General features: G+C 72.8%; 20 protein-coding genes. 8 read left to right on the top strand and 12 right to left on the bottom strand.

Annotated features, from left to right (window positions below; all coding sequences use genetic code 11):
- Positions 1-67 precede the first annotated feature (67 nt).
- The gene (locus OHA81_RS04010; protein WP_329192811.1) at positions 68-1,933 is read left to right on the top strand and encodes a galactose oxidase early set domain-containing protein; all 1,866 of its coding nucleotides are present in this window, start codon (positions 68-70) and stop codon (positions 1,931-1,933) included.
- A 36-nt stretch (positions 1,934-1,969) separates the two neighbouring features.
- On the opposite strand, the gene OHA81_RS04005 is transcribed toward OHA81_RS04010, so the two are convergent.
- Complete coding sequence (locus OHA81_RS04005) at positions 1,970-2,590, bottom strand: L-threonylcarbamoyladenylate synthase (protein WP_329192809.1); 621 nt, start codon at positions 2,588-2,590, stop codon at positions 1,970-1,972.
- 209 nt (positions 2,591-2,799) lie between these two features.
- Between OHA81_RS04005 and OHA81_RS04000 the strand changes: the two genes are divergently transcribed.
- On the top strand, positions 2,800-4,329 hold the full coding sequence (locus OHA81_RS04000) for an MFS transporter (RefSeq protein ID WP_329192808.1): 1,530 nt from the start codon (positions 2,800-2,802) through the stop codon (positions 4,327-4,329).
- Here the strand turns inward: OHA81_RS04000 and OHA81_RS03995 are convergent.
- From OHA81_RS03995 to OHA81_RS03980, 4 genes are all read right to left on the bottom strand, one after another.
- Positions 4,309-5,109: a hypothetical protein gene (locus OHA81_RS03995; protein WP_329192807.1), complete on the bottom strand. Its 801-nt coding sequence runs from the start codon at positions 5,107-5,109 to the stop codon at positions 4,309-4,311. The genes OHA81_RS04000 and OHA81_RS03995 overlap by 21 nt on opposite strands.
- A gap of 81 nt (positions 5,110-5,190) precedes the next feature.
- Positions 5,191-5,727, bottom strand: a complete 537-nt coding sequence (locus OHA81_RS03990; RefSeq protein ID WP_329192806.1) for a cupin domain-containing protein — start codon at positions 5,725-5,727, stop codon at positions 5,191-5,193.
- Complete coding sequence (locus OHA81_RS03985; protein WP_329192804.1) at positions 5,724-6,965, bottom strand: cytochrome P450; 1,242 nt, start codon at positions 6,963-6,965, stop codon at positions 5,724-5,726. Before OHA81_RS03985 ends, OHA81_RS03990 begins: the two co-directional genes overlap by 4 nt.
- Before the next feature lie 16 nt (positions 6,966-6,981).
- Positions 6,982-8,043, bottom strand: coding sequence for a type III polyketide synthase (locus OHA81_RS03980; protein WP_329192803.1), 1,062 nt, complete (start codon positions 8,041-8,043; stop codon positions 6,982-6,984).
- A 205-nt stretch (positions 8,044-8,248) separates the two neighbouring features.
- On the opposite strand from OHA81_RS03980, the gene OHA81_RS03975 reads away from it, so the two are divergent.
- A complete protein-coding gene (locus OHA81_RS03975) occupies positions 8,249-9,505 on the top strand; it encodes a cytochrome P450 (RefSeq protein ID WP_329192802.1) in 1,257 nt (418 codons plus the stop codon).
- A complete protein-coding gene (locus OHA81_RS03970) occupies positions 9,502-9,756 on the top strand; it encodes an acyl-CoA carboxylase epsilon subunit (RefSeq protein ID WP_329192801.1) in 255 nt (84 codons plus the stop codon). Before OHA81_RS03975 ends, OHA81_RS03970 begins: the two co-directional genes overlap by 4 nt.
- A 157-nt stretch (positions 9,757-9,913) precedes the next feature.
- Here OHA81_RS03970 and OHA81_RS03965 read toward each other — a convergent pair whose 3' ends face one another.
- The gene (locus OHA81_RS03965; RefSeq protein WP_329192800.1) at positions 9,914-11,086 is read right to left on the bottom strand and encodes an anhydro-N-acetylmuramic acid kinase; all 1,173 of its coding nucleotides are present in this window, start codon (positions 11,084-11,086) and stop codon (positions 9,914-9,916) included.
- Positions 11,083-12,381 carry an MFS transporter gene (locus tag OHA81_RS03960; protein ID WP_329192798.1) on the bottom strand — a complete coding sequence of 433 codons (1,299 nt, stop codon included), beginning with the start codon at positions 12,379-12,381 and terminating at the stop codon, positions 11,083-11,085. Before OHA81_RS03960 ends, OHA81_RS03965 begins: the two co-directional genes overlap by 4 nt.
- 242 nt (positions 12,382-12,623) lie before the next feature.
- Between OHA81_RS03960 and OHA81_RS03955 the strand changes: the two genes are divergently transcribed.
- From OHA81_RS03955 to OHA81_RS03945, 3 genes are all read left to right on the top strand, one after another.
- A complete protein-coding gene (locus OHA81_RS03955; RefSeq protein WP_329192797.1) occupies positions 12,624-14,711 on the top strand; it encodes a SpoIIE family protein phosphatase in 2,088 nt (695 codons plus the stop codon).
- A gap of 216 nt (positions 14,712-14,927) precedes the next feature.
- On the top strand, positions 14,928-15,578 hold the full coding sequence (locus tag OHA81_RS03950; protein WP_329192796.1) for a DUF4360 domain-containing protein: 651 nt from the start codon (positions 14,928-14,930) through the stop codon (positions 15,576-15,578).
- A gap of 188 nt (positions 15,579-15,766) precedes the next feature.
- Entirely contained in the window at positions 15,767-17,383 is a 1,617-nt protein-coding gene (locus OHA81_RS03945) for a phospholipase D-like domain-containing protein (RefSeq protein ID WP_329192794.1), read from the top strand.
- A gap of 16 nt (positions 17,384-17,399) precedes the next feature.
- Here the strand turns inward: OHA81_RS03945 and OHA81_RS03940 are convergent, their stop codons facing one another.
- The 3 genes from OHA81_RS03940 to OHA81_RS03930 form a co-directional block, all read right to left on the bottom strand.
- Positions 17,400-18,047, bottom strand: coding sequence for a hypothetical protein (locus tag OHA81_RS03940; protein ID WP_329192792.1), 648 nt, complete (start codon positions 18,045-18,047; stop codon positions 17,400-17,402).
- Positions 18,048-18,174: 127 nt separating this feature from the next.
- A complete protein-coding gene (locus OHA81_RS03935) occupies positions 18,175-20,160 on the bottom strand; it encodes an RICIN domain-containing protein (protein ID WP_329192790.1) in 1,986 nt (661 codons plus the stop codon).
- Between the two features lie 384 nt (positions 20,161-20,544).
- On the bottom strand, positions 20,545-21,762 hold the full coding sequence (locus tag OHA81_RS03930; protein ID WP_443056745.1) for an Ig-like domain-containing protein: 1,218 nt from the start codon (positions 21,760-21,762) through the stop codon (positions 20,545-20,547).
- A gap of 400 nt (positions 21,763-22,162) precedes the next feature.
- On the opposite strand from OHA81_RS03930, the gene OHA81_RS03925 reads away from it, so the two are divergent.
- Positions 22,163-22,597, top strand: a complete 435-nt coding sequence (locus OHA81_RS03925; protein WP_329192787.1) for a VOC family protein — start codon at positions 22,163-22,165, stop codon at positions 22,595-22,597.
- 258 nt (positions 22,598-22,855) lie between these two features.
- On the opposite strand, the gene OHA81_RS03920 is transcribed toward OHA81_RS03925, so the two are convergent.
- Positions 22,856-23,122: a hypothetical protein gene (locus OHA81_RS03920; protein ID WP_329192786.1), complete on the bottom strand. Its 267-nt coding sequence runs from the start codon at positions 23,120-23,122 to the stop codon at positions 22,856-22,858.
- A 27-nt stretch (positions 23,123-23,149) separates the two neighbouring features.
- Positions 23,150-23,797 (bottom strand): hypothetical protein, encoded by a 648-nt coding sequence (locus OHA81_RS03915; protein WP_329192784.1) that lies wholly within the window; start codon positions 23,795-23,797, stop codon positions 23,150-23,152.
- Between the last annotated feature and the right edge of the window lie 58 nt (positions 23,798-23,855).

The following is a 23,855-nucleotide window of genomic DNA, read 5'->3' as shown; positions in this document are numbered from 1 at the left end:
ACACGCGGACAACTGTCCAATTTCTTCTACCATGGGCGCTTTGTCGGCGGTTGCTGCGAGGAGTCCCATGGTCCTGAACCCTGTCCGGGCGATCTTCGAGGACCGGCCCGTCCCGTCCCTGCGCCTGCTCGCGACGGTGCTGCTCGCCTCCGCCGTCCTCGCCACCACCACGCCCGTCCTCGCCTCGGCCCCCGCGCCCGACGACACCCACCACGCGGGCTCCGTGCCGGGCGAGGCCGCCGTGCTCGGCGCGGACCACGCCCGCGCCCACGCCGGCCGCAGGAAGGCCGCCGACGCGATGCGCGAGTACCCCCAGTCGAGGCGCACCGCCGGCCTCGCCTCGCTGCGCGCCTCGCAGCGGCGGCTCAACGCCGCCTTCACCGCGTCGGATTCCGGCCGCTTCACGGACTACTTCCCCTCACCCGACTTCGGTGTGCACGTGGCCCAGCTGCCCACCGGCAAGGTGCTGCTCTTCTCCTTCGAACGGGTGGAGGTCAACCCCACCAAGGAGACCGGTCCCACCGACCGCCTCGGCCGCACCAACGCCGGCCGCGCCTACCTGTGGGACCCCGCCAAGGGCACCGGCACCACGGCGTTCAAGAAGGTGCCCCCGCCGACCGTGCTGATGCCGGACGGCACCTACGCCCCGCGTCCCGCCCCCTTCTTCTGCGCGGGCCACTCCTACCTGCCCAACGGCATGGTCGGCGTCTTCGGCGGCAACGGCGGCGGCAAGGGCGGTACGGGGGCCAGGCTCTCCTTCGTCTTCGACCCGTGGACCGAGACCTGGTTCCGCAACCGGGACATGATGGTGGGCCGCTGGTACCCCTCCGTGGTCACCGGGGCCGACGGCCGACAGCTGATCATGTCGGGGCAGGACGAGCGCGGCACCGGGCACCCCACCCCGCTGGTCGAGCGCTTCCCGGCGCGCGGGTACCGGGTGCCCTGGCGCCCGTACGAGATCCCGGCGGGCGTCCCCGCGGAACGGTTCGCGGCGGACGCCCCGTTCCGCAACGACTACCCGCACCTGTTCTCGCTGCGCGACGGCATGATCTACGGTCTGGGCCGCGACGCCGACCAGCAGTGGGTGTTCGACCCGGTCAAGGAGACCCGGACCGATCTGCCCCGGCGGCCCGCCGGCTTCCGCGGCTACGGCTCGGCGGTACCCCTGCCCGCGGGTCTGCGCGGTCCGGACTCCGTGCTGGTGCTCGGCGGCGACCCGCTCGACCCGTCCACGTACCGGCTGTCCGGCGGAGCCTGGCGCACCGACACCCCCCGGGCGTTCGGCCGCACCCAGGACGACACCCTGATCCTCCCGGACGCCACCCTGCTCACCGTCAACGGGGCGCTCGACACCAGGAACTACGGCTACGGGCCGTTCAACCCGAAGGCCGACCTCAAGTACCGGCAGGTCGAACTGCGCGACGCGCAGGGTCACTGGAAGCTGGGACCGGCCCAGCGGCTGCCCCGCGGCTACCACTCCAACGCCCTCGTCATGCCCGACGGACGGGTCATGGTCACCGGTGACGAACTCCAGCAGATCGCCAACGACCCCGACATCGCGGACGGCATGGACGGCAGCATCGAGCTCTACGAGCCGCCCTACCTGCACCGCGGCCCCCGCCCCGCCCTCGACCGGGCGCCGCGCGGCGAACTCGCCTACGACGCGCAGTTCCAGGTCCGCACCTCCACCCCCGCGGACGTGGCGCGAGCCGTCCTGCTGGCCCCGACGACCGTGACGCACGCAGTCAACACCAGCCAGCGCCACCTGGAACTGCCTCTGACCGCCACCGGCGGCGACACCCTCACCCTGCACACCCCGCCCAGCGCGGCCGACGCCCCGCCCGGGTACTACATGCTGTTCCTGCTGAGCGCCCGGGGGGTGCCGAGCACGGCGCAGTGGATCAAACTGGGTCCCCGGCCACGCAGCCGCTGAGGGGCCGTGGCACCGGCCACCGCCCCCGGCGGCGGGCTACTCGAAGCGGTCCGTGTCGCCCGCGCCGTAGCGGACGATCTCGGCGCCGCCGCCCGAGAAGTCGATGACCGTGGTCGGCTTCGTCCCGCAGTCGCCCGAGTCGACGACGATGTCCACGACGTGGTCGAGCCGCTCCTTGATCTCCCAGCCCTGGGTCATCGGCTCGTCCTCGTCGGGCAGCAGCAGGCTGCTGGACAGCAGCGGTTCGCCGATCTCCGCGAGCAGGGCCTGGACGACCGTGTGGTCCGGGATGCGGACACCGACCGTCTTCTTCTTGGGGTGCAGCAGCTGGCGCGGCACTTCCTTGGTGGCGGGCAGGATGAAGGTGTAGCTGCCCGGAGTGGCCGCCTTGATCGCGCGGAAGACGTCGTTGTCGATCTGCACGAACTGCCCCAGCTGCGCGAAGTTCTGGCAGACCAGGGTGAAGTGGTGCCGGTCGTCGAGGTCGCGGATGGAGCGGATCCGGTCGAGACCGTCACGGTTGCCGAGCTGGCAGCCCAGTGCGTACAGGGAATCGGTCGGGTACGCGACGAGCGCGCCGGAGCGGATGCTGTCGGCCACGTTGCCGATCGTGCGCGCTTGGGGGTTCTCGGGGTGCACATCGAAGTACTTCGCCATCCGCCGAGCCTACGGGATGCCCCGGCCCCGCCGTTCCACCCGTCGGCGCGGCGCCCCCGGTCGCGGCCCCGCCGGCCCGCCGCGCTGGTCCGTCCGGACGGCATCGTGGCGTGGCGAACGGGGCAGGGGCCCGGCCCGGGGGCTCCGCTCGCCCACTGTCGAAGCAGACACCCGCCCGCCAGTACGAGTGGAATCCATGGAGTGCCACCGTGTCCACAGAACCCACCGGTCCCGGAACCAGCACCGCCGCCGACGCTCGCGACGCCGCACCGCGGCCCGATCCACGCCGCTGGTGGATCCTCGCGGTGATCGGCCTCGCCCAGGTCATGGTCGTCCTGGACGCCACGGTCGTGAACATCGCCCTGCCCTCCGCCCAGGCCGACATCGGCTTCTCCGACGGCCAGCGCCAGTGGGTGGTGACCGCGTACGCCATGGCCTTCGGCAGCCTGCTGCTGCTCGGCGGCAGACTCGCCGACCTGTTCGGGCGCCGCAGGGCCTTCATCATCGGCCAGGCCGGTTTCGCGGTGTCCTCCGCGGTCGGCGGCTCGGCGGCCACTTTCGGTCTGCTGGTCGGCGCCCGCGCCTGCCAGGGCGTGTTCGCGGCCCTGCTGGCGCCCGCGGCCCTCTCGCTGCTCACCACCACGTTCACCGCCCCCGCGGAACGGGCGCGGGCCTTCGGTGTGTTCGGGGCCCTGGCCTCCTCCGGCGGGGCGGTGGGACTGCTGCTGGGCGGGGTGCTCACCGAGCACCTCAGCTGGCGCTCCACCCTCTACGTGAACGTGCTCTTCGCCATCGCCGCCGTGCTCGGGGCCCTCCTGCTGCTCCCGCCGCAGCCCGCCGCCACCCGGACCCGGCTGGACCTGCCCGGCACCGCCCTGGCCTCCACGGGCGTCTTCTGCCTCGTCTACGGGCTCGCCGGGGCGGGCTCCCAGGGCTGGCTCTCCCTGCGCGCCGGGGGTTTCCTGTGCGCCGGCGTCCTGCTGATCGCCGCCTTCGCCCTGTGGCAGGGCCGCTCCACGCATCCCCTGCTGCCCCTGCGGATCGTGCTCGACCGGGTGCGGGGCGCGGCACTGCTGGCCATGTTCATCGCCGGCGTCGCCACCTTCGGGGTGTTCCTGTTCCTGACGTTCTACCTCCAGCACACCCGGGGCTACAGCCCGGCCATGACCGGTCTGGCATTCCTGCCGATGTCCGGCGCGATCATGTTCAGCGCGATGGGCAGCGGCTCGGCCCGGTTGCGCAAGGTCGGCGGGCGCACGCGTGTCGCCGGCGGGATGCTGCTGGCGGCGGGCGGGATGGCATGGCTGACCCGCCTCTCCGTCGACGGGTCCTACATGATCGAGGTGCTGCCGGCCCAGATCGCCTCCGGCCTCGGTGTCGGACTGCTGACGGCGGCGGCCATGAACCTCGCCACGGCGGGCATCGCTCCCGGGGAGGCCGGAGTCGGCTCCGCCACCGTCAACTCGATGCGCCAGATCGGGGGCTCGGTCGGCACGGCGCTGATGAGCACTTTCGCGGCCGCCGCGACGGCCGGCTACCTGGCGACGCACCGGCAGCCCGGACCGCTCACCGCGGGCCGGGCTGCCGTGGAGGGCTGTCACGCCGCTTTCACGGCTTCGGCCGTGGTCTTCGCCGCCGGAGCCGTCCTGACGTGGTTCATGCTGCCCGAGGGACTGTCGGTGGAGCGGAGCCACGGTCGCCCCGGGCAGCCCAGGGGGTCAGAGGCAGTTCGCGATTGAGCTGCGGATCCGGTCGCCGGTCGAGAAGTGCTTGACCTTGCAGTGGTTGGTGCCGATGCCGCCGTCGACCTGTCCGTAGCCGGGGCCGATGGTCAGGACGGAATCGTTCTGGCCGCGGACCCGGTCGTCACCGGGGCCGCCCAGGATGACGCCCGCGGACTCCGAACCCACCGACTTGGGCTCGATGACGTCGTCGCCGGCGCCGCCGAGCACCCGGCCGCCGAGGTCGACGTTGCCCGTGCGGATCAGGTCGTTGCCGTCGTTGCCGAAGACCTGGCCGCCGCCGCGCTCGTACTCGCCCGGCGCGCCCATCACGCTGCCGGTGGTGATGGTGTCGTTGCCGTGGTCTCCGTACACGGCGGCACCGTGGGCCGCCGTGCCGACGACGAGGGCGGTGATGATCGTGTCGTTCCCCAGGCCGCCGCGCACCGTCGAGTTGCCGTTGCGCGGGTACAGGTTGTTGACCTGCAGCGTGTCGTCACCTTCGCCGCCGAGCACCTGGGCGTCGATGAGCATGCCCTTCACCCGGATGTTGTCGTTGCCGCCCTTGCCGTCGATGATGGCGTTCTCGACGTCGTTCTCGCACACGATGGTGTCGGGTCCGTCCGTGCCCTCCACCACCGGCCCGGGACGGGCTTCCTGGCCGTTGACGTAGCACCAGTGGGACGGCAGGGGTTCGGCGGCGGCCTGGGCGGGGCCCGACGCGAGCGAGGCGGAGGCGACCACCGTGGCGGCCAGGGCGTACGTCGCGGTGCGAAGCGTGCGGCGAGTGCGCAGCATTGAGTCTCCCGAGCGTGGTGAGGGGTGGGAAGGGGAACGGTGTCCCGGCCGCGAGGGGCCGGCCGGTCGGCCGGCCGCCAATCAGGACGGGCCGTGGCGCAGCGGTGTCAGCTGCTCGATGTCGTAGCGGGCCCGCAGTTCCCGGATGGCCGAGGCGTCCGGTGAGGGGTTGGCGTCGAGCAGTTCGAGGAGCTCCTCGAAGTACCGTTCGTGGTCGGGCGGGGGAGAGGCCTGGAAGAACATCCGGGCCGGTTCCCCCGTGGGGTTGGCGAAGGCGTGCGGACAGCCGGGCGGTACGACGATGACCGTCCCCGGGGTGGCCCGGACGACCTGGCGGCCGTCGAGCGACTCCCAGCGTCGCCAGTCGTCGCCGCTACGGACGCGAGGCTCGAACGCCATCACGTCGAGTTCACCCTCCAGGACGTAGAACAGCTCCTCGCTGCGCGTGTGGAGGTGCGCCCCGACATCGAATCCGGGCGGTACGACGACCTCGAAGCTGGAGGCGACCCGTGAGTCCTTGCCCGTGACCTTGAAGGTGACCTGCTGGGCGGCGCTGTGCAGGGTGCGGCCGTGTCCCGGTGGCACCAGCAGTCCGTGCCGGGCCAGGTGCGCCGTCACGACCAGGTCACCGGCAGCGCCTCGGGTCCGCGGATCAGCGCCCCCGGCCGCCAGCCCAGTTCCTCCACCGGCACCGCGAACCGCGGGTCGGGGAAACGGTCCAGCAGCGCGTTCACGAGCAGCTCGGACTCCAGCCGGGCCAGCATGTTGCCGGGGCAGAAGTGCGGCCCGTAGCCGAAGGAGACGTGCGCGTTGGGCGTGCGGTCCGGCCGGATCTCGTCGGGGTCGGGGAAGACCTCCGGGTCCCGGTTCGCGGCCAGGTAGGAGACGTACACCGCCTCGCCGGCGCGGATGACCTGGCCGGCGACCTCGACGTCCTCGAGGGCGATCCGGGACAGCCCGACCGAGTTGCGGTGCGGGATGTAACGCAGGAGCTCGTTGATGGCCGTGGGCCGCAGGGCGGGCGAGGCGCGCAGCTCGTCCATCAGATCCGGCCGGGTGAGCAGGACGTACACCATGTTGCCGACGTTGTTGGTGACGGCCTCGCCACCGATCTGCAGGAGCAGGGCCAGCCCGACGGCCTCTTCCTCGGTGACCTCGCCGGCCGCGACCGCCCCGGCGAGCATGCCGATGACGTCGCCCACCCCGTCGGCCCCGCCGTCCTCGCCCCTGGCGCCGCGGCAGGCCCGCAGCCGCTCACCCAGGTAGGCGCACATCTGCGTCTTCGCCTGCTCGCTGCGCTCGGCGCCCTGGGCGGAGGACAGGATCTTGGCGGTCCACTCGTGCATCTTGGGGCGGTCCTGCTCCGGAACGCCCATCAGCTCGCAGACCACCGCGAGCGGGAACGGCGCCAGCAGTCGCTCCGTGAGGTCCGCGGGCGGCCCGTCGCGCAGGATCGCGTCGACGAGCTCGTCCAGCATGTGTTGCGCCCTGGTCCGCAGGCGCTCCACCCCGGCGGTGGTGAACGCGGCGGCGACGGTGCGGCGCAGCCGCGTGTGGTCGGGCGGGTCTTCGATGCCGACCGCCCCGGGGGCCGGGATGAAGTGGGGGGCCAGACGGGTGACGTCGTGCTCCATCACCAGCTTGCGGCTGAACCGGGGGTCGTTGGTGACCATCCGCACGTCGTCGTACCGGCAGACGAGCCAGGCCCATCCGCTCCCGTTGGGGAGTGTGATGCGGGTGATCGGCCCCGCGCGCATCAGCTCGGCGAGGACGGGGTCGAAGTCGACCCCGTCCAGGTCCAGGGCGGGCCAGTGCGTGACGGGTGGCCTAGAGGTGGCGGGGCCGTCCTTCAGCATCGTTCGGATTCCTCCCTCACGGGGTCGCCGGATCCGAAACCCAGCTCCCGATCGAGATCTCGGCGGTGATGCCCGGCCCGAACCCGGCGAGCATGCCCTTGGCGGCATGGGCGGTGCCGTTCTCGTCGAAGAGCCGGCGCAGGGCGTCCAGGACCACGGCGCTTGCGATGTTGCCGTATTCCGTCAGTGTGGCCCGACTGAAGCGGAATGCCTCGGCAGGCACACCGAGGTACTTGCTGAGGTCGTCCAGGATCCTCGGGCCACCGGCGTGGATGATGTAGAAATCCAGCGCCGAGGCGTTCCACCCGTGCGCCTGGGCGAGGCGTTTGAGTGACGGGGCCAGCGGTTCCATCGTGCCCGGGACGCGCCGGTCGAGCTTGAAGTGGAATCCGGTGGCCTTGACGTCGTACATGATCCAGTCCTCCGTCTCCGGGATGATGTACGACCCGTTGCGGTGGAGGTCCACGCCCGTGCCGCCCCGGCCGCGGACGACGACCGCGCCGACGCCGTCACCGAAGAGGCCGTTGGAGAGCAGGTTGCCGACCTCCAGGTCGCTCGGCTGGTAGCAGAGCGAGCAGAACTCGCAGGAGACGATCAACGCGTTCGCCGCCGGGTAGGCGGTGCAGAAGTCGTGCGCCCGGTTCACCGCCGCACCGCCCGCCGCACAGCCCAGCTGGGCGATGGGGAGCTGTCTCGTATCGGTGCGGAAGCCCATCGAGTTGATCATCCAGGCGGTCAGCGACGGCATCAGGAAGCCCGTGCACGACACGAAGATGATCAGATCGATGTTCTCGGGACGCAGCTGCGCGTCATCGAGGGCCCCGCGTACCACCGCCGGTATCCGGTCCTTGGCCTCCGCCTCGTAGACGGCATTGCGTTGTTCGAGGCCGGGGTGCCGCAAGGTCTCCTCGATGGGACGCACGATGTGCCGCTTCGCGACGCCGGTGTTCCGGATCAGGCGCAGCGCGAGGTCGAGCTGCGGGTGATCGGCGTGAACGGACCGGGCCAGATCCAGGGTCTGCTCCATGGTGATCACGTGCTCGGGCACGTGCACCGTTGGTCTGCACAGAGTCGCCACAGTCGGCTCTCCTTTCCTTTCCCGACCAAGCCTCACGGACCCGTGCCGGTTCCGCTCGTCGGATCCGCGCCGCCTGGCGACGTGCGCCATTGCGGTGACAGTCGCAGCCACAGGCAGCGGAGCGAGCCGGTGCCGGGAAGGGATCGTCAGCCGGAGTCCCGGCGCATTCGCCTACCTGGAGTGACATCAAGGCTGGGAGACCACCATGACGACAGACCCCGACACGGCTCTTGGGACGCGTCCGGACCCGCCTGCGGAGGGGCCGGTGCACTGCTGGAACCTGGATGACCTCGAAGGCCTGCAGTTCGATCCGTTCCTGCACGCCCGGCTCCAGGACGACAGGGCCACTCGGGTGAAACTGCCGTTCGGTGAGGGCAGCGCCTGGCTCATGGCGCGCTACGCCGACGTCAAGGCCGCCACGACAGATCCGCGCTTCAGCAGGCAGGAACTGGTCGGGCGCACGATCACCAGCTCCTCGCCGCACGCGATCGCCTCGCAGAAGGCGTCACTGAACTACGCCGACCCGCCCCGCCTCAACGACATGCGCCGCGTGGTGGCGCGGGCCTTCACCGGCAAGAGCATGCAGCGGCTGCGGCCCTCCGTGCAGGCCACCGCCGACCGGCTCCTGGACGGGATGGAGGAGCACGGCTCACCCGCCAACCTCGTGGAACACCTGCACGGTCCCTTCCCGCTCGCGGCCGTCGCCGACCTCCTCGGGATGCCGCGGGACATGCGCGAGGGCATGACCTCCTGGGCGAACGTGATCATGACGCCGGGTCCGGCCCCGGAACGCAGCGCCGACGCGATGAAGACCGTCCGCGAGAGCGTCGTCGCGCTCCTCGCGCTGCGCCGCGCGCAGGCGGCGGACGAGCCGGGCGAGGACCTCGCCGCCGTCCTCGCGGCCGCCGCCGACGAAGGGGAGATCACCGAGGCGGAGGCCGTCTCCCTCGCCACCGCGATCCTGGTGAGCGGCGCCCACGCGGTGCGCAACAACAGCGCCAACATGATCTACGCCCTGCTCACCCATCCGGAGCACATGGCCCGGCTGCGCGCCGAACCGGAGATGATCCCGCAGGCCGTCGACGAACTGCTGCGCTTCATCCCGCACCGCAGCGGCGTCGGCATCCCGCGGGTCGCCACGAGGGACGTCGAGCTGGGCGGGGTACTGATCCGGCAGGGGGAGGTCGTCTACTCCTCGTACCTCGCGGCCAACCGCGACCCGGCCGTCTTCCCGAACCCGGACGCGCTGGACTTCGACCGCGGCCCCATCGCCCACATGGCCTTCGGCAACGGGCCCCACCACTGCGTCGGCTCGATGCTGGCCCGGATGGAGTCCGAGATCATCGTCGCCACCCTGCTCGACCGGTACCCGAGGCTGGAGCTGGCGGTGCCGCCGGAGCAGATCGAGTGGCAGCCGGGCGCCCTGATCCGCGGGCCCAAGACCCTCCCGGTGACCTGGTGATACGCCGGATCCAGGTGGTCCGCGGCAACCCGGACCACAGAGAACTGGCGGCCCTCACGACCGCCCTGGTCATGCTGGCCCGCAGCGCCCCGGCGGTGCACGAACACCACCACCACGCACACCCGCACCACCATCACCGCCGCCGTGCCCACTGGGACCGCCACTCGACCCTCGTCCACCCCGCCAACTCCTGGCGCGCCCGTCCCCCGCTCCACAGGACGGGGCACGACCAGACGGGCAGCCGCGTCTGAGCGCGGGCGCGCGGGGGCCGCGCACGCCGCCTCGGGGGCGACCTGCTGCCCCTGGGCGGCCTGCGCTTCCTGCGCGCTCTCGCCCCGCCGGGCCGTCCCGCCCGCCCCGAGCCGGCCGTCCGCCGCGAGCCGGCCGTCCGCCGGCCCGTACGCGGGGTCACTGCACGATCAGGGAGTGCGGGGGGCGTGACGGGACGGCGGGCAGCCGCAGGGGGCGGCGGCCCGGGGTGACCGAGCCCAGGACGCGCGGCCCCGAGGCGCCCGTGCATCCGGGCACGTTGCCCGGCAGCCCGTGCAGCGTGAGGTATCCCAGCACCGCGAACGCGTAGGCCTCCTTCGCGGCGGCCGGCAGGCCGAGCTCCTGCGAGCCGCGCAGCACTGCGGGGCCCAGTTCCGCGCGCAGCATCGCCGTCAGCGTCGGATTGCGGACGCCCCCGCCCGAGGCGAACACCTCGGTGGCCCCCAGCGGACGCAGCGCGGCGGCGATCGTGGTGGCGGTGAGACGCGTCAGCGTGGCGATGAGGTCCTCGGGCGGGAGAGCGGCGAAGGCCGGGTCGGCCGCCGTGCCCCGCAGGTAGTCGCGGTGGAAGAGCTCCTTGCCGGTCGTCTTGGGCCAGGGCATCCGGTAGTACGGCTCCGCCAGCAGCCGTTCCAGCAAGGGGGCGTGGACCCGCCCGGCCGCCGCGAGGGCGCCGTCCTCGTCGTACGCCAGCCGCCCGCCTGTCACCTCCCGCACCGCGGCGTCGATCAGCGCGTTGCCCGGGCCGGTGTCGAAGGCCACGGGGTCACCGCCCGAGGGGACGACGGTCAGGTTCGCGATGCCGCCGATGTTCAGCGCGGCCGGGACACCGGGCCGCCCGCGCAGCAGCATCAGGTCGACCAGGCTCACCAGCGGCGCACCCTGGCCGCCCGCCGCCACGTCGCGCGGGCGGAACCCGGAGACGACGGGGCAGCCGCTGCCCTCCGCGATCCAGGCCGGCTCACCGAGCTGGAGCGTGCCGCTCACCCGGCCGTCCTGCGTCCAGTGGTACACGGTCTGGCCGTGGGAGGCGACCAACTCCGCCCGGCCCCCGCACAGTTCCCGGTCGGCGCGGACCGCCAGCCGGGCGAAGGCCTGCCCGATGCGGGTGTCCAGGCGGCAGACGTCGGCCATCGTGGTCGCCGCGGGCGGCAGCGCGGCCGCCAGGGCGGCCCGTACGTCGTCGGGGTACGGTTCGCCGACCATCCCCAGCGGTGTCAGGCGCAGCGTCCCGTCCTCGGCGCTCAGATCGGCGGCCGCGGCGTCGACGGCGTCGTACGAGGTCCCCGACATCAGGCCGATCACCCTCATCGCAGCGGCTCCCCGTGGCCGTCGCCGCGCAGGGTGGCCAGCGCGAGCGCGCTGACGGCGCACGCCGCAGCGGCGTACCAGGCGGGCACCGAGGCGTCCCCCGTGGCCGCGATCAGGGCGGTGATGACGAGGCCGGCGCAGCCCGAGAACACCGCGTTGGCCAGCGAGTGGGCGAGCCCCAGCCCGGTGCAGCGCACGCCGCGCGGGAACATCTCGGCGAGCATGGCCGGTCCCGGCCCCGCCATCAGGCCGACGAGCGCGCCCGCCGCCAGCAGTGCGCCGGCCCGGGCAGCGGGGGAGAGCCCCGGGTCCCGCAGCAGGTGCAGCAGCGGGAAGGCCAGCAGCACGACGCCCAGGGCCCCGCCGAGCATGACCGGGCGCCGCCCGATCCGGTCGCTGAGCAGCCCGGCGGGCAGGACGCAGGCCGCGAAACCGAGGTTCGCCAGAGCCGTGGCGGTCAGGGCCCCGCGTGCCGAGGAGCCCAGCGCGGACTGGAGGTAGGACGGCAGGACGACGAGGAACGTGTAGCCGGCCGCCGACCAGCCCATGACCCGGGCGACCGCGAGGGCGACCGCACGCACGGGCCCCTGCCCGGGTGGCGCTGCCCCGCCGGGGACCGGCGCGGACGGCGGCGGCTCCTCCAGGGCCGCACGCAGCCACAGGGCGGCCCCGCCGAGCGGCAGGGCCAGCAGGAACGGGATCCGCCACCCCCACGCCCGGAGGGCGGCTTCGGGCAGGACGCCGGCGAGGGTGGCGGCCGTCGCCGCTCCCGCCAGCAGCCCGAGGGCGACGGTGAAGGACTGCCACGCCCCGTAGAGCCCGCGCCGGCCCGGCGGGGCGGATTCCGTCATCAGCGACACGGCGCCCCCGAACTCCCCGCCGGCCGACAGCCCCTGCAGGACGCGCAACAGCGTCAGGAGCCAGGGCGCGGCGGGACCGATGACGGCCCGGGTGGGCAGCAGCCCGATCAAGGTGGTGGCCAGCGTCATGAGGCTCACGGCGAGCACCAGGACGGGCCGCCTGCCGAGACGGTCGCCGAGACGCCCGAACAGCAGCGCTCCCACGGGGCGGAAGAAGAACGCGAGGGCGAAAGAGGCGTACGTGGCGATCAGCGCCGGGGCGCCACCCGCCGCCTCGGCCGGTGGGGTGAAGAAGTGGGTCGCGATCACGGTCGCGAAGCAGCCGTAGACGCCGAACTCGTACCACTCGACGAGGTTGCCCACCGAGCCGGCCAGCAGCGCACGGCGGGAGGCGGCGCGGTGCGGGGCCGCCGGGCGCAGGGCGAGAGGGGTCACGCGTGCTGCGTGCCCACCGGGCGGGGCCGCGACGCCGGGCGGCCGTCGGGTTCAGCAGAACGCAGCACCCGCGTCGAAGGCGTCCTTATGCGTGGAATCCGATCCCGCCGCTTCGCTTATGGCCGCGGGGGGCGGAAGCCGGGTCGCCGGTACGCGGAGACGGTGGGAGGGTTTGGAGGAACGGCGCGGTGGTGTGGGCCGGCACGGGGTGCGCCACGGAGTGAACGGAAAGGGTTCGGGCCATGAGCACGTCCGACGCGTTCCGGGCCGAGATCCACAGCACGGAGGCGGATCCGGGGTCGACAGGCGGCCTGCTCGACGTACTGAGCCTCGCCGCGGTGGTCCTGGACGACCGCGGCCGCATCGTGTTCTGGAGCCCCCAGGCCGAGGACCTGTTCGGCTACTCCGCGCAGGAGGCGCTCGGGCGGCCCGCGGCCCTGCTGCTGGTGTCGGAGGAGAACCGCGGCCTGGTGGTCGAACTGTTCACCCAGGTCATGAAGAGCGGCCGGCGCTGGGCCGGGAGCTTCCCCATACGGCACAAGGACGGCAGCTCCCGCCTGGTCGAGTTCCGCAACATGCGGCTCCAGGACGACCTCGGGGACTTCTACGCCCTCGGCATCGCCACCGATCACCTCACGCTGCGGCGTGTCGAGCGCGACCTGGCCCTGTCCCTGCGGCTGGTCTCGCAGTCCCCGATCGGCCTCGGCGTGACCGACACGGAGCTGCGGTACGTGCTGGTCAACCCGGCGCTGGAGCACATCAACGGCCTGCCCGCCTCCGAGCACCTCGGCCGGACCGTCCGCGAGGCCCTGTCCTTCCTGGACGTGGAGGCCATCGAGTCCTCCATGCGGGAGGTGCTCGCCACCGGCGTACCGCTCCTGGACCAGTTCGTGACCGGCCGCACCCCGGTCGACCCCGAGGAGCGGGCCTGGTCCGTGTCCTACTACCGGCTCGACGACGCGGCCGGGCACCCGCTGGGTGTGGCCGTCTCGGTGGTCGACGTGACCGAGCAGCACCGGGCCGCCGCCGACGCCGCCCGTGCCCGCCGCCGCCTCGCGGTGGTGGCGGACGCCTCCGTACGCATCGGCACCACGCTCGACCTGGAACAGACCGCGCGGGAACTGGCCGAGGTGTGCGTACCCCAGCTCGCCGACGTCACCACCGTGGACGTGCTCGACAGCGTCCTGCACGGCCGCCGCACCACCGGCGAACCGGCCGGACCGGCCCGCTTCCGGGCCTTGGCGGTGGTCACCGCCTACCCCACGGGAGCCGCCCAGGCCACCGACCCGGCCGGCGAACTCGCCCAGTACGACACCGACCGCGTCATCACCCACTGCGTGAACACCGGGCGCCCCGTCCTGCTGGCGCGCGTGAGCGGCCCGGACCTGCGCCGCATTGCCCGGGACGACAACGCCGCCGCGCTGCTGGCCGCGGCCGGGGTGCACTCCTACCTGGCGGTCCCGCTGGTGGCCCGCGGCGAGGTGATCGGCGCCGTCGGCATGATGCGCGCCCGCACGCCGGCACCGTTCGACGAGGACGACGTCACCCTGGCGGTCGAACTGGCCGCGCGGGCGGCCGTCTGCGTCGACAACGCCCGGCTGTTCCAGAACCAGCGGCACGCCGCCCTCACCCTCCAGCGCAACCTGCTGCCGCACCAGCCGGCCCACCGGCTCGGCCTGGAGATCGCCCACCGCTACCAGCCGTCCGGGGCCACCAGCGAGATCGGCGGCGACTGGTTCGACGTCATCCCGCTGGCCGACGACAAGACCGCCCTCGTCATCGGCGACGTCATGGGCAGCGGCATCGCGGCCGCCGCCACCATGGGACAGCTGCGCACCGCGACCCGGACCCTGACCCAGCTCGACCTCGACCCCTCCCAGGTCCTGCAGTACCTCGACCAGGCCGCTGCAGGCATGGAACACACCATCACCACCTGCGCCTACGCCGTCTACGACCCCCTGCGCGCCGAATGCCACATCTCCCTCGCAGGGCACCTGCCACCGGTCCACATGCGCCCCGGCCGGCTCCCGGAACTGCTCGACCTGCCCACCGGCGCCCCGCTCGGGGTCGGTGGCGTACCCTTCCACACCACCCGGATCGCGCTCGCCCCCGACGACCAGCTCGTCCTCTACACCGACGGGCTCGTCGAGACCCGCGACCAGTCCCTCGACGAGCGCCTCGACCTCCTGCTCAGCCTGCTGGCCGGCCCCCACCGCCCCCTGGAGGCCACCTGCGACCTGCTCCTGCGCGCCCTGCGCCGCCCCGGCGACCACGACGACGTCGCCCTCCTCATGGCCCGCATCCTCCCGGTCGACCCCACCCTGCCCTGACCCGGCCCGCCGGCCCGCCGGCCCGCCGGCCCGCCGGCCCGCCGGTACGCCGGGGCGCAGCAGCGCCCCGCGCCACGGTCGGTTTCTTCGGCCGGTATGCGACCTACTGCGGGCGCGGGCGGGTCCCTACTATCCGAAGCGGTCCGCAACCCGCTCCGCCGTGCGGCCGGACGTCCCCCACATCAGGCAAGGCCACCGACAACCGATCGGAGCATCATGCCCGGTGTCTTATTCGTGAGCGGTGCGACCGCCGCGCTCCTCGCCGGCTCAGCGCTGGTTACGTCCGCTCCCGCCCCCTTCACCCCGCCGCCCGACAAGATCGTCATCGACGTCGCCTCCGTCAACGGCTCCGGCTGTCCGCTCGGTACCGCCGCGGTCGCCCTCGCCCCCGACCACACCGCCTTCACCGTCACCTACAGTCAGTACCTGGCACAGGTGGGCCTCGGTGCGCAGCCGACCGACTTCCGCAAGAACTGCCAGATCAACCTGATCGTCCACGTCCCGCAGGGCTACTCCTACGCCGTCGCGAGCGCCGACTACCGCGGCTACGCGCATCTGGAACGCGGCGCGCGAGCGACGCAGAAGGCCTCCTACTACTTCCAGGGCTCGCCCGACACGGCGAGCAGGACCCACGCGTTCAACGGCCCGCTCGACAACGACTGGCAGGTCACGGACTCCACCGACTGGGACCAGCTGGTGTGGGCGCCGTGCGGGGTGCAGCGCAACTTCAACATCAACACCGAACTGCGGGTCAGCGCGGGCGCCTCGGACCCGGCCAAGACCAACAGCTTCGTCGCCATGGACTCCGCGGACGGTGACATCCGGACCGTCTACCACTTCGCCTGGAAGACCTGTCCCGCGCGCTGATCCCCCGTCAGCCGCGGCGGCGGCCGGGCACCCGGGGCCTGCGTGCCCGGTCGTGCCCGGCCGTCCGCTGCCCGCGGGGTGGCCGAATCCGACACAGGGGATTCCGGGCACCTCCCTACGCGGTGGTAACTTCCCGCGAGTCGATCTTGATCGGCTCCTCGTCCACGGCTCTCGCCCAAGGAAGTACATTGCCCCGCCCCTCGCTCCGCCGTCCCTCCTCCCTGCTCACCCGGGCCGCCGCAGCGGCCGTACTGCTGGCTCTGCTGCCCGCCGGCGCGGCGGCGGCCGAACCCGGTTCGCCGACCCCGCACCTCGACGCGGTCGAAGGGACGCTCCGTCAGGTGTCCCCCGGACTCGAACGCCGGGTCTGGGAACGCACCGCGGGCAACGCCCTCGACGCCTCCTCGGCGGGCGGCGGAGACTGGCTGCTGCAGACACCCGGCTGCTGGGGCGACGACACCTGCGCCACGCGGCCGGGCACCGAGCGCCTGCTGGCCAAGATCACCGAGAACGTCTCCTCGGCCACGGGCACCGTCGACGTCTCCACCCTCGCACCCTTCCCCGACGGAGCGTTCCAAGACGCCCTGGTCGCGGGCCTCAAGGCAGCGGCGGCCCGCGGCAACAAGCTCAAGGTGCGCATCCTCGTAGGGGCCGCGCCCGTCTACCACCTGAACGTACTGCCGTCCAAGTACCGCGACGACCTCGTCGCCAAGCTCGGCGCCGACGCCCGTTCCATTGACCTCAACGTCGCGTCGATGACGACGTCGAAGACCGCCTTCTCCTGGAACCACTCCAAGATCCTCGTGGTCGACGGCCGATCGGTGATCAGCGGCGGCATCAACAGCTGGAAGGGCGACTACCTGGAAACCGCCCACCCGGTGGCCGACGTCGACATGGCCCTGACGGGGCCCGCGGCCGCGTCCGCGGGCCGGTACCTGGACGAGCTGTGGTCCTGGACCTGCCAGAACAAGGGCAACTTCGGCAGCGTCTGGTTCGCCTCCTCCAACGCCGCCGCCTGCATGCCCTCGCTCGCCGGGGACGCGGCGCGGCCGGAGGCTCGGGGCACCGTACCGGTCATCGCCGTCGGCGGACTGGGCGTGGGCATCAAGCGCGACGACCCCGCCTCCGCCTTCCGGCCGTCCCTGCCCACCGCCGCGGACACCAAGTGCGGCGTCGGCCTCCACGACAACACCAACGCCGACCGCGACTACGACACGGTCAACCCGGAGGAGAGCGCCCTGCGGACCCTGATCTCCAGCGCCGGCCGGCACATCGAGATCTCCCAGCAGGACCTCAACGCGACCTGCCCGCCACTGCCCCGCTACGACGTCCGCGTCTACGACGCCCTCGCCGCCAAGATGGCCGCCGGGGTCAAGGTGCGCATCGTGGTGAGCGATCCGGCCAACCGGGGAGCCGTGGGCAGCGGGGGCTACTCACAGATCAAGTCCCTCTCCGAGATCAGCGACACGCTCCGCGACCGGCTCGCCCTGCTGACCGGGGACCGGCGCACGGCCGGCGCCGCGATGTGCTCGAACCTCCAACTGGCCACCTTCCGCGCCGCACAGGACCCGACGTGGACGGACGGCCACCCGTACGCCCAGCACCACAAGCTGGTCTCGGTGGACGGCTCCGCCTTCTACATCGGCTCGAAGAACCTGTACCCGGCCTGGCTCCAGGACTTCGGCTACGTCGTGGAGAGCCCCACCGCGGCCCAGCAGCTCGACGCGCAGCTGCTGGCCCCGCAGTGGCAGTACTCCAAGGCGACCGCCACCGTCGACTACGAACGGGGCATCTGCCAGGGGTGACCGGGCCCGGTCCGGCCTAACGCCTACGGGCGCGCCGCAGCCACAGACCGACGGCGGTCCCGGCGAGGGCGGTGACCGCCACCCCGGCCGTCGTCCACCACCAGCCACTCCCGTCGCCGGACGCCTCGGCCGCCCCGGCGGCAACGGGCGCGGCCGGGGCGGAGCCTGCGGAGGACGGCGCGGGACCCGGCGAGGACGGCGCGGGACCCGCCGAGGACGGCGCCGGGCCGGCCGGTGACGGCGCGGCCGCCGACGGCTGGGGGTCGACCACCGGTACGGCGATCTCCTTCTCCGCGTGCCCCAGGGCCGGGAACCCGACGTCGACGGAGACCTTCCACGCGCCCGGCGGCAGGACCTCGGCCGTGCTCCACCCCGCACCGCCACCGCCACCGGCATCGCGGACCAGCCGCCAGGGACCCGCGGTGCGAGAGCCGTCCGCACTGGTCGCGTTCACCGTGGCGGCTACCGCCTCGTCCACGGCGTCCCCGTCGTTCTCCCAGGTGACTTCGGTGGTGAGGTGGCCGTCCCGCTGGCCCGTGATCACGACCTTGACGGTGTCACCGTGCGCCTGGGCGGCGGTGGGGGCCACGAGCGCCCGGGTGAGGGCCAGGGCCAGGAAACCGGTGGCGGTCAGGGCCTGGAAGGAGTGTCGTCTGCGTCGCATCGTCGTGGTGCTCCCATTGCGGTGGGGTGGAGAAGGAGGGGTCGGGGAGGAGGGGCGGAGAAGATGAGGGGAGGGCAGTGGAGCGGGGACGGCCGTCCCCGCTCCACTGCCCGGTGCGTGCGGCAGGTCAGCCGGCCTTCTGGACCGTCCACACCTGCGTCGCGCGGCCGTCCGCGCGCTGGAGGTCGAGCAGCCAGTCCCCGTAGTAGGGGCGGTTGCTCACGGTCAGCGCGTAGCCGCCGGAGGCGTCCGTGACGGTCACCGCGCCCGCGCGGGAGGAAACCCGCCAGTTCTGGGCGGAGTTGTTCCCGCACGGCTGCTGGGCGACCCACACGCCGGCGGCCGGGGCGCTGCCCGTCTGGAGGCACTTCCCGGAGGCCGCCGAGCGGATCCGTACGAGCCCGCCGCCCGCGTCGTCGAAGTACCACTGCTGCGGCGCGTAGCCGTTGGCCCGGGCCCCGACGAGCACCGTGCCGTCGGCGGTACGGCCGCCCCACAGCTCGGCGGACATGCCGGTGCTGCCGTTGCCGAGGGTGTAGCGGCTGCCCGGGGTGGTGGCTCCGCCGCCGGCGCCGGGCGTACGGAAGGACGCGGCGCTGCCGGGGCCGCTGTCACGGCCGGCGCCGTCGCGCACCGATACGGCGACCTTGTAGTCCGTACCGGGCTGCAGGTTGTAGATGCGCAGTACCTGGGACTGCGTCCAGGTCAGGTGCTTGCCGTTCAGCAGCACCTGGTACCAGACCGCGCCCTCCACCTTGGGCCAGCTGACGACGACCGAGTCGGCCTTGAGCTGACCCGCCGTCACGGTGGGACCGCCGGTGGGCTTCTTGGTCGGGTTGGGGCTGGGCGTCGGGGTCGGCTTCGGGTTGGGGTTCGGGTCGGTGCCGCCGCCCGTGCGCATCAGGAACTGGTTGTTCGCGATGTTCCAGTGCGTGGCCAGGTAGCTGCCAGGCTTGGGGTTGGTGTGGAAGTAGTCGTCGTGGTTGCAGTCCAGGATGTTCTCGGCCGCCTGGTTGGAGCACACGTACCGCATCTGCGGGTAGTACGGGGTGTCCGAGTAGCACATCACGTCGTACTCGTCCGTGCAGTGCGCGCCGCGGCTGGTGTTGGGGGCGCTGTTGTTCACCGCGCCGAGGTTGTGGCCGAGTTCGTGGGCCGCGGTGTGGCCGCCCCAGCAGCCGGAGTCCGTACGGCCGTAGGAGGGGCCGAAGTTGCTCAGGTTGTCCTGGCCGGCGCGCTCGTCGCCGTTGAACGTGCCGATGCCGCAGTAGACCTGGGTGTCCGCGAAGATCATGTACTTGCGGTCGCGGCGGTCGAGGCCCTTGCCGGCCAGCGCGTTGTTCGTCGCGCTGAACTCCGAGAGCGAGGACGCGGGGAGTTCGATGTTCAGCACCGTCGGGGTGCAGTCGGCGGCCGTCACGTAGCGGATGTGGCGGATGCCGCCGGTCTCCTGGGCGCTCGTCGAGTAGATCAGGTCGGCGTCGGCCGCCCACTTGCGGAACGAGGCGACGTACTCGGAGTACCGGTCGCGGTCGGGGCCGTGCACGTAGACCACCTGGACGCGGTTGCCGGTGCTGCCGTCACCGTCGCACTGGACGGTCTGGCCGGCGGGGCCCGTGGCGACGGCCTTGCCCGCGGACGAGGGCGCGGGCGCCGGGGCGGCGGCAGCGGCCTTGGCGGTGCGGGCGTCGGCGGCGGGCGCGTCCTGAGGACGCCCGTCGGCCTCGGTGCTCGCGGGGGTGCTCGCCTCGGGGTGGGCCGGATCCGCCGCGGCCGCCTTCGTCTTGACGGCGGGGGGTATCTCGGCCTTGATGTCGACGCCCTTGGGCGGCGCGTCGGGGCCGTGCGTGCACTGCCCGGCTTCCGTGCGGTAGACGCCGACGCAACGGTCGCCCTTCTGCGCGGCCTTGAGGCCGTCGTAGACCATGCCGCGGGCGTCCTCGTTGGCGGGCGCGCCCCCCAGGGGCGCCGGCTCCTGGTCCCTGGCCGGTGCGGCGGCCGGTGCGGGTGTCTGCGAGCCGAGCGCTTCGGCCTGTACGGGCTGGGCCGCCTGGGCGCCGTCACCCAGTCCGGAGTAAGCGACTCCCCCCGCGATCACCGCCGCCGTGGCCATGGCGGCGGTGATGAGTATGAACCGCCGGGGTTTACGCCGGTGTTCTCGTCTGCGATGTCTAGTCATGCGCACCTCAACTCGTGGTCGGAAGAGTGGGTGCGCGGAAGCCTGCCAGACGGTTTGCGTGGAAAATTCGGACAAACGGGAAAGCAGTCCGAGATATCGGACCGTTACCTACCGGAACGTATTTGATGAACGGTCAGATCCCTTGTGCCACAAGGGGTATACGCGCGTCAACCGTTATTGGTCCAGGCCTTTTATGGTCATCTCGTTATGTAATCGAGATATAAGGTCCAGGCTTGTTGACGGTAATTCAGTCAGTCTTTCATCTATTTATCACCAGCCGAATTCCCGCCGTCACGAACCGTGAGTTGGGCCGGACCCTCAGGTGAGGGGCCGCAGCCGCGAGGAGGCGCGGACCGCCGCCGGCACCGCGGAGGAGGCTTCCCGGGCGGCGGCGAGAGCACTGCCCTCCTGCCAGGCCCGCCAGTCCAGGTTCCAGTCGCCGTAGCCGTTCCCGAACGGCGTCATCTTCTCGCCGCCGCTGTTCACCACCTCCACGATGTCCCCCTCCCGTACCGTCCCGAAGAACCAGGCGGCGTCCTCGGTGCTCATGCCGGTGCAGCCGTGGCTGACGTTCTCCTCGCCCTGCGCCTCCACCGACCACGGCGCGGCGTGCACGTACTCGCCGCTCCACGTCACCCGCGTGGCATAGCGGACCGGCAGGTCGTAGAACTCGCTCGTGCCGCGGCCGATGCCCACGGAGTCCCCCCGCATCCGCACCTCGAGCTCCTTGCCCAGCACGACCTTGACACCGGTGCGGGTGCGGAAGCCGGCCTTTCCGGTGGTGACCGGGATCGTCCGGATGACCCGCCCGTTGCGGCGTACGGTCATCTCGTGCTCCGCGGCGTCGGTGACCGCCTCGACGCGGTCCCCGATGGTGAGGTCGAGTCCGTCCGAGGAGCCCCCGTAGGCGTGCTCGCCCACCTCGACCCCTTCCAGACCGCTGCGTACGTGCACCACGGCACGGGCCGGCCAGTACGTGCGCGGGCGGTAGTGCAGCGTCGAGGCGTCGACCCAGTGCCACGCGCCCTCGACCGCCGGCTCCGACGTCACCTGGAGCGACTGCTCCACCCGGGCGCGGATCGTCCGGTCGGTGGCGGGAATCGGGCGGCTGAGGGTGGCCGTCACGATCTGGCCCGCGCCGTACGTGCCCTCCTTGGGCCCGAACTCGACCGTGAGCCGGCCGTCGTCCGAGGGCGGCGCGGTCCGGAACGCCATCGTCACGCCGACCGGAGTCCCCGCCGCGTCCTGGGCGCCGACCCGCACCGTGTACTCCTCGCCGGCCCGCAGCGGTTCGGTGTTGGTCCAGCGCCGGTTCCCCGGGGCCAGTGCGCCGCCCACGTAACGCCCGTGCCGGTCGTGGACGGTGACGTCGGTGAGCCGTCCCGGTTCGGCGAGGGTGATCTCCAACGGACCGTCTGCGTCGGTGGGCAGGGCGACCGTGGGCGCCGGCCCGGCCGAACCCGCCGGCCCGCCCAGGACCGATCCGGCGCCCCAGGCCGTCGCCAGCACCCGCTGCTGCCGCCAGCCGTCGCACAGTCCGGCCTGGAGGGCCTTCTCCGCCGGGCACCGTACGGTGACGTTGCCGTGGCCGTCGTCCAGGGCCCTGCCGACCAGCAGCGTGACGGCCGCCTCCGCGCCCTCGGCGGCGAGCCGCGAGGCATCGGATCCCACCGGTCGGCCCGGGGCCGCCGCCACCACGAGGGCCGCCCCGGCAACCGCGGCGAGCACGCCCCACCACCTGTTTCGTCCTGCCCCGTGTGCCGATGTCATCGCCACGCAGCCTTCCCGGATCGCCCACGGCCCGATGACACCATCAAAACGATGGGAAGCCTTGATGATGATCACCCGCTCGGGCGGAGCCGCCGAACGGGCACCCAAGACAACCCGCACGGAGCAAGCCCGGGGCCGCCGCCGGGAGCGGTGGTAGCTTCCGGCCATGGAACAGCGCATCAGCCTGATCACCCTGGGCGTCGGCGACCTGGCCCGCTCCCGGGCGTTCTACGAGGGCCTCGGCTGGCGGGGACAGGAGACGTCGCAGACCGTCTTCTTCCAGACCGGCGGCCTCGCCCTGGTCCTGTGGAGCCGCGCCGAGCTGGCGGCGGACTCCGGGATCGAGGACACCGGCCGGGCGGGCTTCGGCGGGATCGTGCTCGCGCACAACGTGCGCGACCGCGAGGAGGTCGACGCGCTGATCGCGGCGGCACGCGACGCCGGAGCCACCGTCACCCGCCCTCCCGCGACCACGTTCTACGGCGGCTACGCGGGCACGTTCACCGACCCCGACGGCCACCCCTGGGAGATCGCCCACAACCCCGGCTTCACCCTCGCCGACGACGGCTCCCTCACCCTCCCCGACTTCGGCGCGGCATGACGGCGCAGGACCGCCGTTCAGCGCTCGCCTGCGGGAGCCGGGTGCCAAGGGGTGGTCCCGTCGTCCGGGCCGTCGTCCCCGTCGGCCGCGCCGGTCAGCCCGGCGGCCGCGATCACGCCCGGTCCGTGGGGCGCTCCCGACGGGGTGTCACGGCGCCGCGCCGGCTGTTCCGTACGAGATGCGGACCGGGCCGCGGACCGGCGGAGTGGCGGCGCCGCGCCGGACGGGGGCGGCCGCTCGGGGCGCGCCGCGGGTGCCTCACCTGCCGCGGCGCTTCGCCACGGCCGTGAGCCCGTAGTCCAGTTCGGCGCCGTCGACGAGCAGGGCCTCCACCGTGCCGCTGTCGGGGTCGATGTCCGCCAGCATGCCGCCCCCCTCGTAACGGGGGTACCCCGAGGCGCCCGTCTCACCGGTCGGCTCCACGACGGCCGAACGTACGGGGTCGCCGGACCGGTGGGGTTCCCCCGGCTTCTCGACGTGGGTGGGGACCAGGAGGATCTCGAAGGGCTGCAGTGACGTGTTCATGGGACGACGTTAACCACGCCCGACGGCTCAGCGGGGGAGCGGCGCCGCCGCGAGGCCGGACGCGGCGAGGGCGCGGCGCATCGCCGGGAGGTCCCGGGCCGGGTCGCCGGCGGCGAGCTCCTCCAAGTGCTCGGGGGACAGGCGGTAGCCCTCCGCGGCGTCGAGGAGGACGGACGCCGTCGGGCCCTCCACCGGCTCGTCGGAGTCGGCCAGCAGGCCGAGCACCTCCTCGCGGTCCAGGAAACGGCTCATGCCGCAGTCCAGGCGGTCGTCGGCGAGGCCTTGCGGGTACGGCGCGCGGGCCCAGGAGCCGTTCTCGTACCAGTAGACGCAGCCGAGTTCCCAGCCTTCGAGCAGGTCGCGCAGCTTCTCGTGCGGGAGCCACCGGGGCGCACCCGCCAGCATGTCGATGCGGGGCTCGTGCCACTTGACGCCGCTCGACTCGTCCTCGCCGTAGAGCACGTAGCGGCCCTCGCCGCCGCGGGACAGGGTCCACCAGGTGCAGCCCGCGTCGTCGAGGTGGAGGCCGGTGCCGGTGATCCAGTGGCCCGTACGGTGCACCCCGCGGCCCTCGGCTTCCGTGGTCGCCTCCAGGACGGCGAGCAACGCCCAGAGCGCCCATAGGAGTTCCGGCGAGGGCAGGTCGCCGGGCTGCCCCGGTCGATGGACCGTCATGGTGTCGTCGACTTCCTTCGGCTGACGGGCGGACGTACGCGTCAGATCGTATAGCCCG

This window comes from Streptomyces sp. NBC_00667 (genome assembly GCF_036226825.1).
Taxonomy (GTDB): domain Bacteria; phylum Actinomycetota; class Actinomycetes; order Streptomycetales; family Streptomycetaceae; genus Streptomyces.
This window is presented reverse-complemented; position numbering and strand designations above follow the sequence as displayed.

What these genes read in the sequence shown, in the direction of transcription:
- OHA81_RS04005 (WP_329192809.1), bottom strand. Translation starts at nt 2,590, where the DNA reads ATGGCGAAGTACTTCGATGTGCACCCCGAGAACCCCCAAGCGCGCACG.
- OHA81_RS04010 (WP_329192811.1), top strand. Translation starts at nt 68, where the DNA reads ATGGTCCTGAACCCTGTCCGGGCGATCTTCGAGGACCGGCCCGTCCCG.
- OHA81_RS03975 (WP_329192802.1), top strand. Translation starts at nt 8,249, where the DNA reads ATGACGACAGACCCCGACACGGCTCTTGGGACGCGTCCGGACCCGCCT.
- OHA81_RS03965 (WP_329192800.1), bottom strand. Translation starts at nt 11,086, where the DNA reads ATGAGGGTGATCGGCCTGATGTCGGGGACCTCGTACGACGCCGTCGAC.
- OHA81_RS03935 (WP_329192790.1), bottom strand. Translation starts at nt 20,160, where the DNA reads ATGGCCACGGCGGCGGTGATCGCGGGGGGAGTCGCTTACTCCGGACTG.
- OHA81_RS03985 (WP_329192804.1), bottom strand. Translation starts at nt 6,965, where the DNA reads ATGCTGAAGGACGGCCCCGCCACCTCTAGGCCACCCGTCACGCACTGG.
- OHA81_RS03915 (WP_329192784.1), bottom strand. Translation starts at nt 23,797, where the DNA reads ATGACGGTCCATCGACCGGGGCAGCCCGGCGACCTGCCCTCGCCGGAA.
- OHA81_RS03955 (WP_329192797.1), top strand. Translation starts at nt 12,624, where the DNA reads ATGAGCACGTCCGACGCGTTCCGGGCCGAGATCCACAGCACGGAGGCG.
- OHA81_RS03920 (WP_329192786.1), bottom strand. Translation starts at nt 23,122, where the DNA reads ATGAACACGTCACTGCAGCCCTTCGAGATCCTCCTGGTCCCCACCCAC.
- OHA81_RS03950 (WP_329192796.1), top strand. Translation starts at nt 14,928, where the DNA reads ATGCCCGGTGTCTTATTCGTGAGCGGTGCGACCGCCGCGCTCCTCGCC.
- OHA81_RS03940 (WP_329192792.1), bottom strand. Translation starts at nt 18,047, where the DNA reads ATGCGACGCAGACGACACTCCTTCCAGGCCCTGACCGCCACCGGTTTC.
- OHA81_RS03925 (WP_329192787.1), top strand. Translation starts at nt 22,163, where the DNA reads ATGGAACAGCGCATCAGCCTGATCACCCTGGGCGTCGGCGACCTGGCC.
- OHA81_RS03995 (WP_329192807.1), bottom strand. Translation starts at nt 5,109, where the DNA reads ATGCTGCGCACTCGCCGCACGCTTCGCACCGCGACGTACGCCCTGGCC.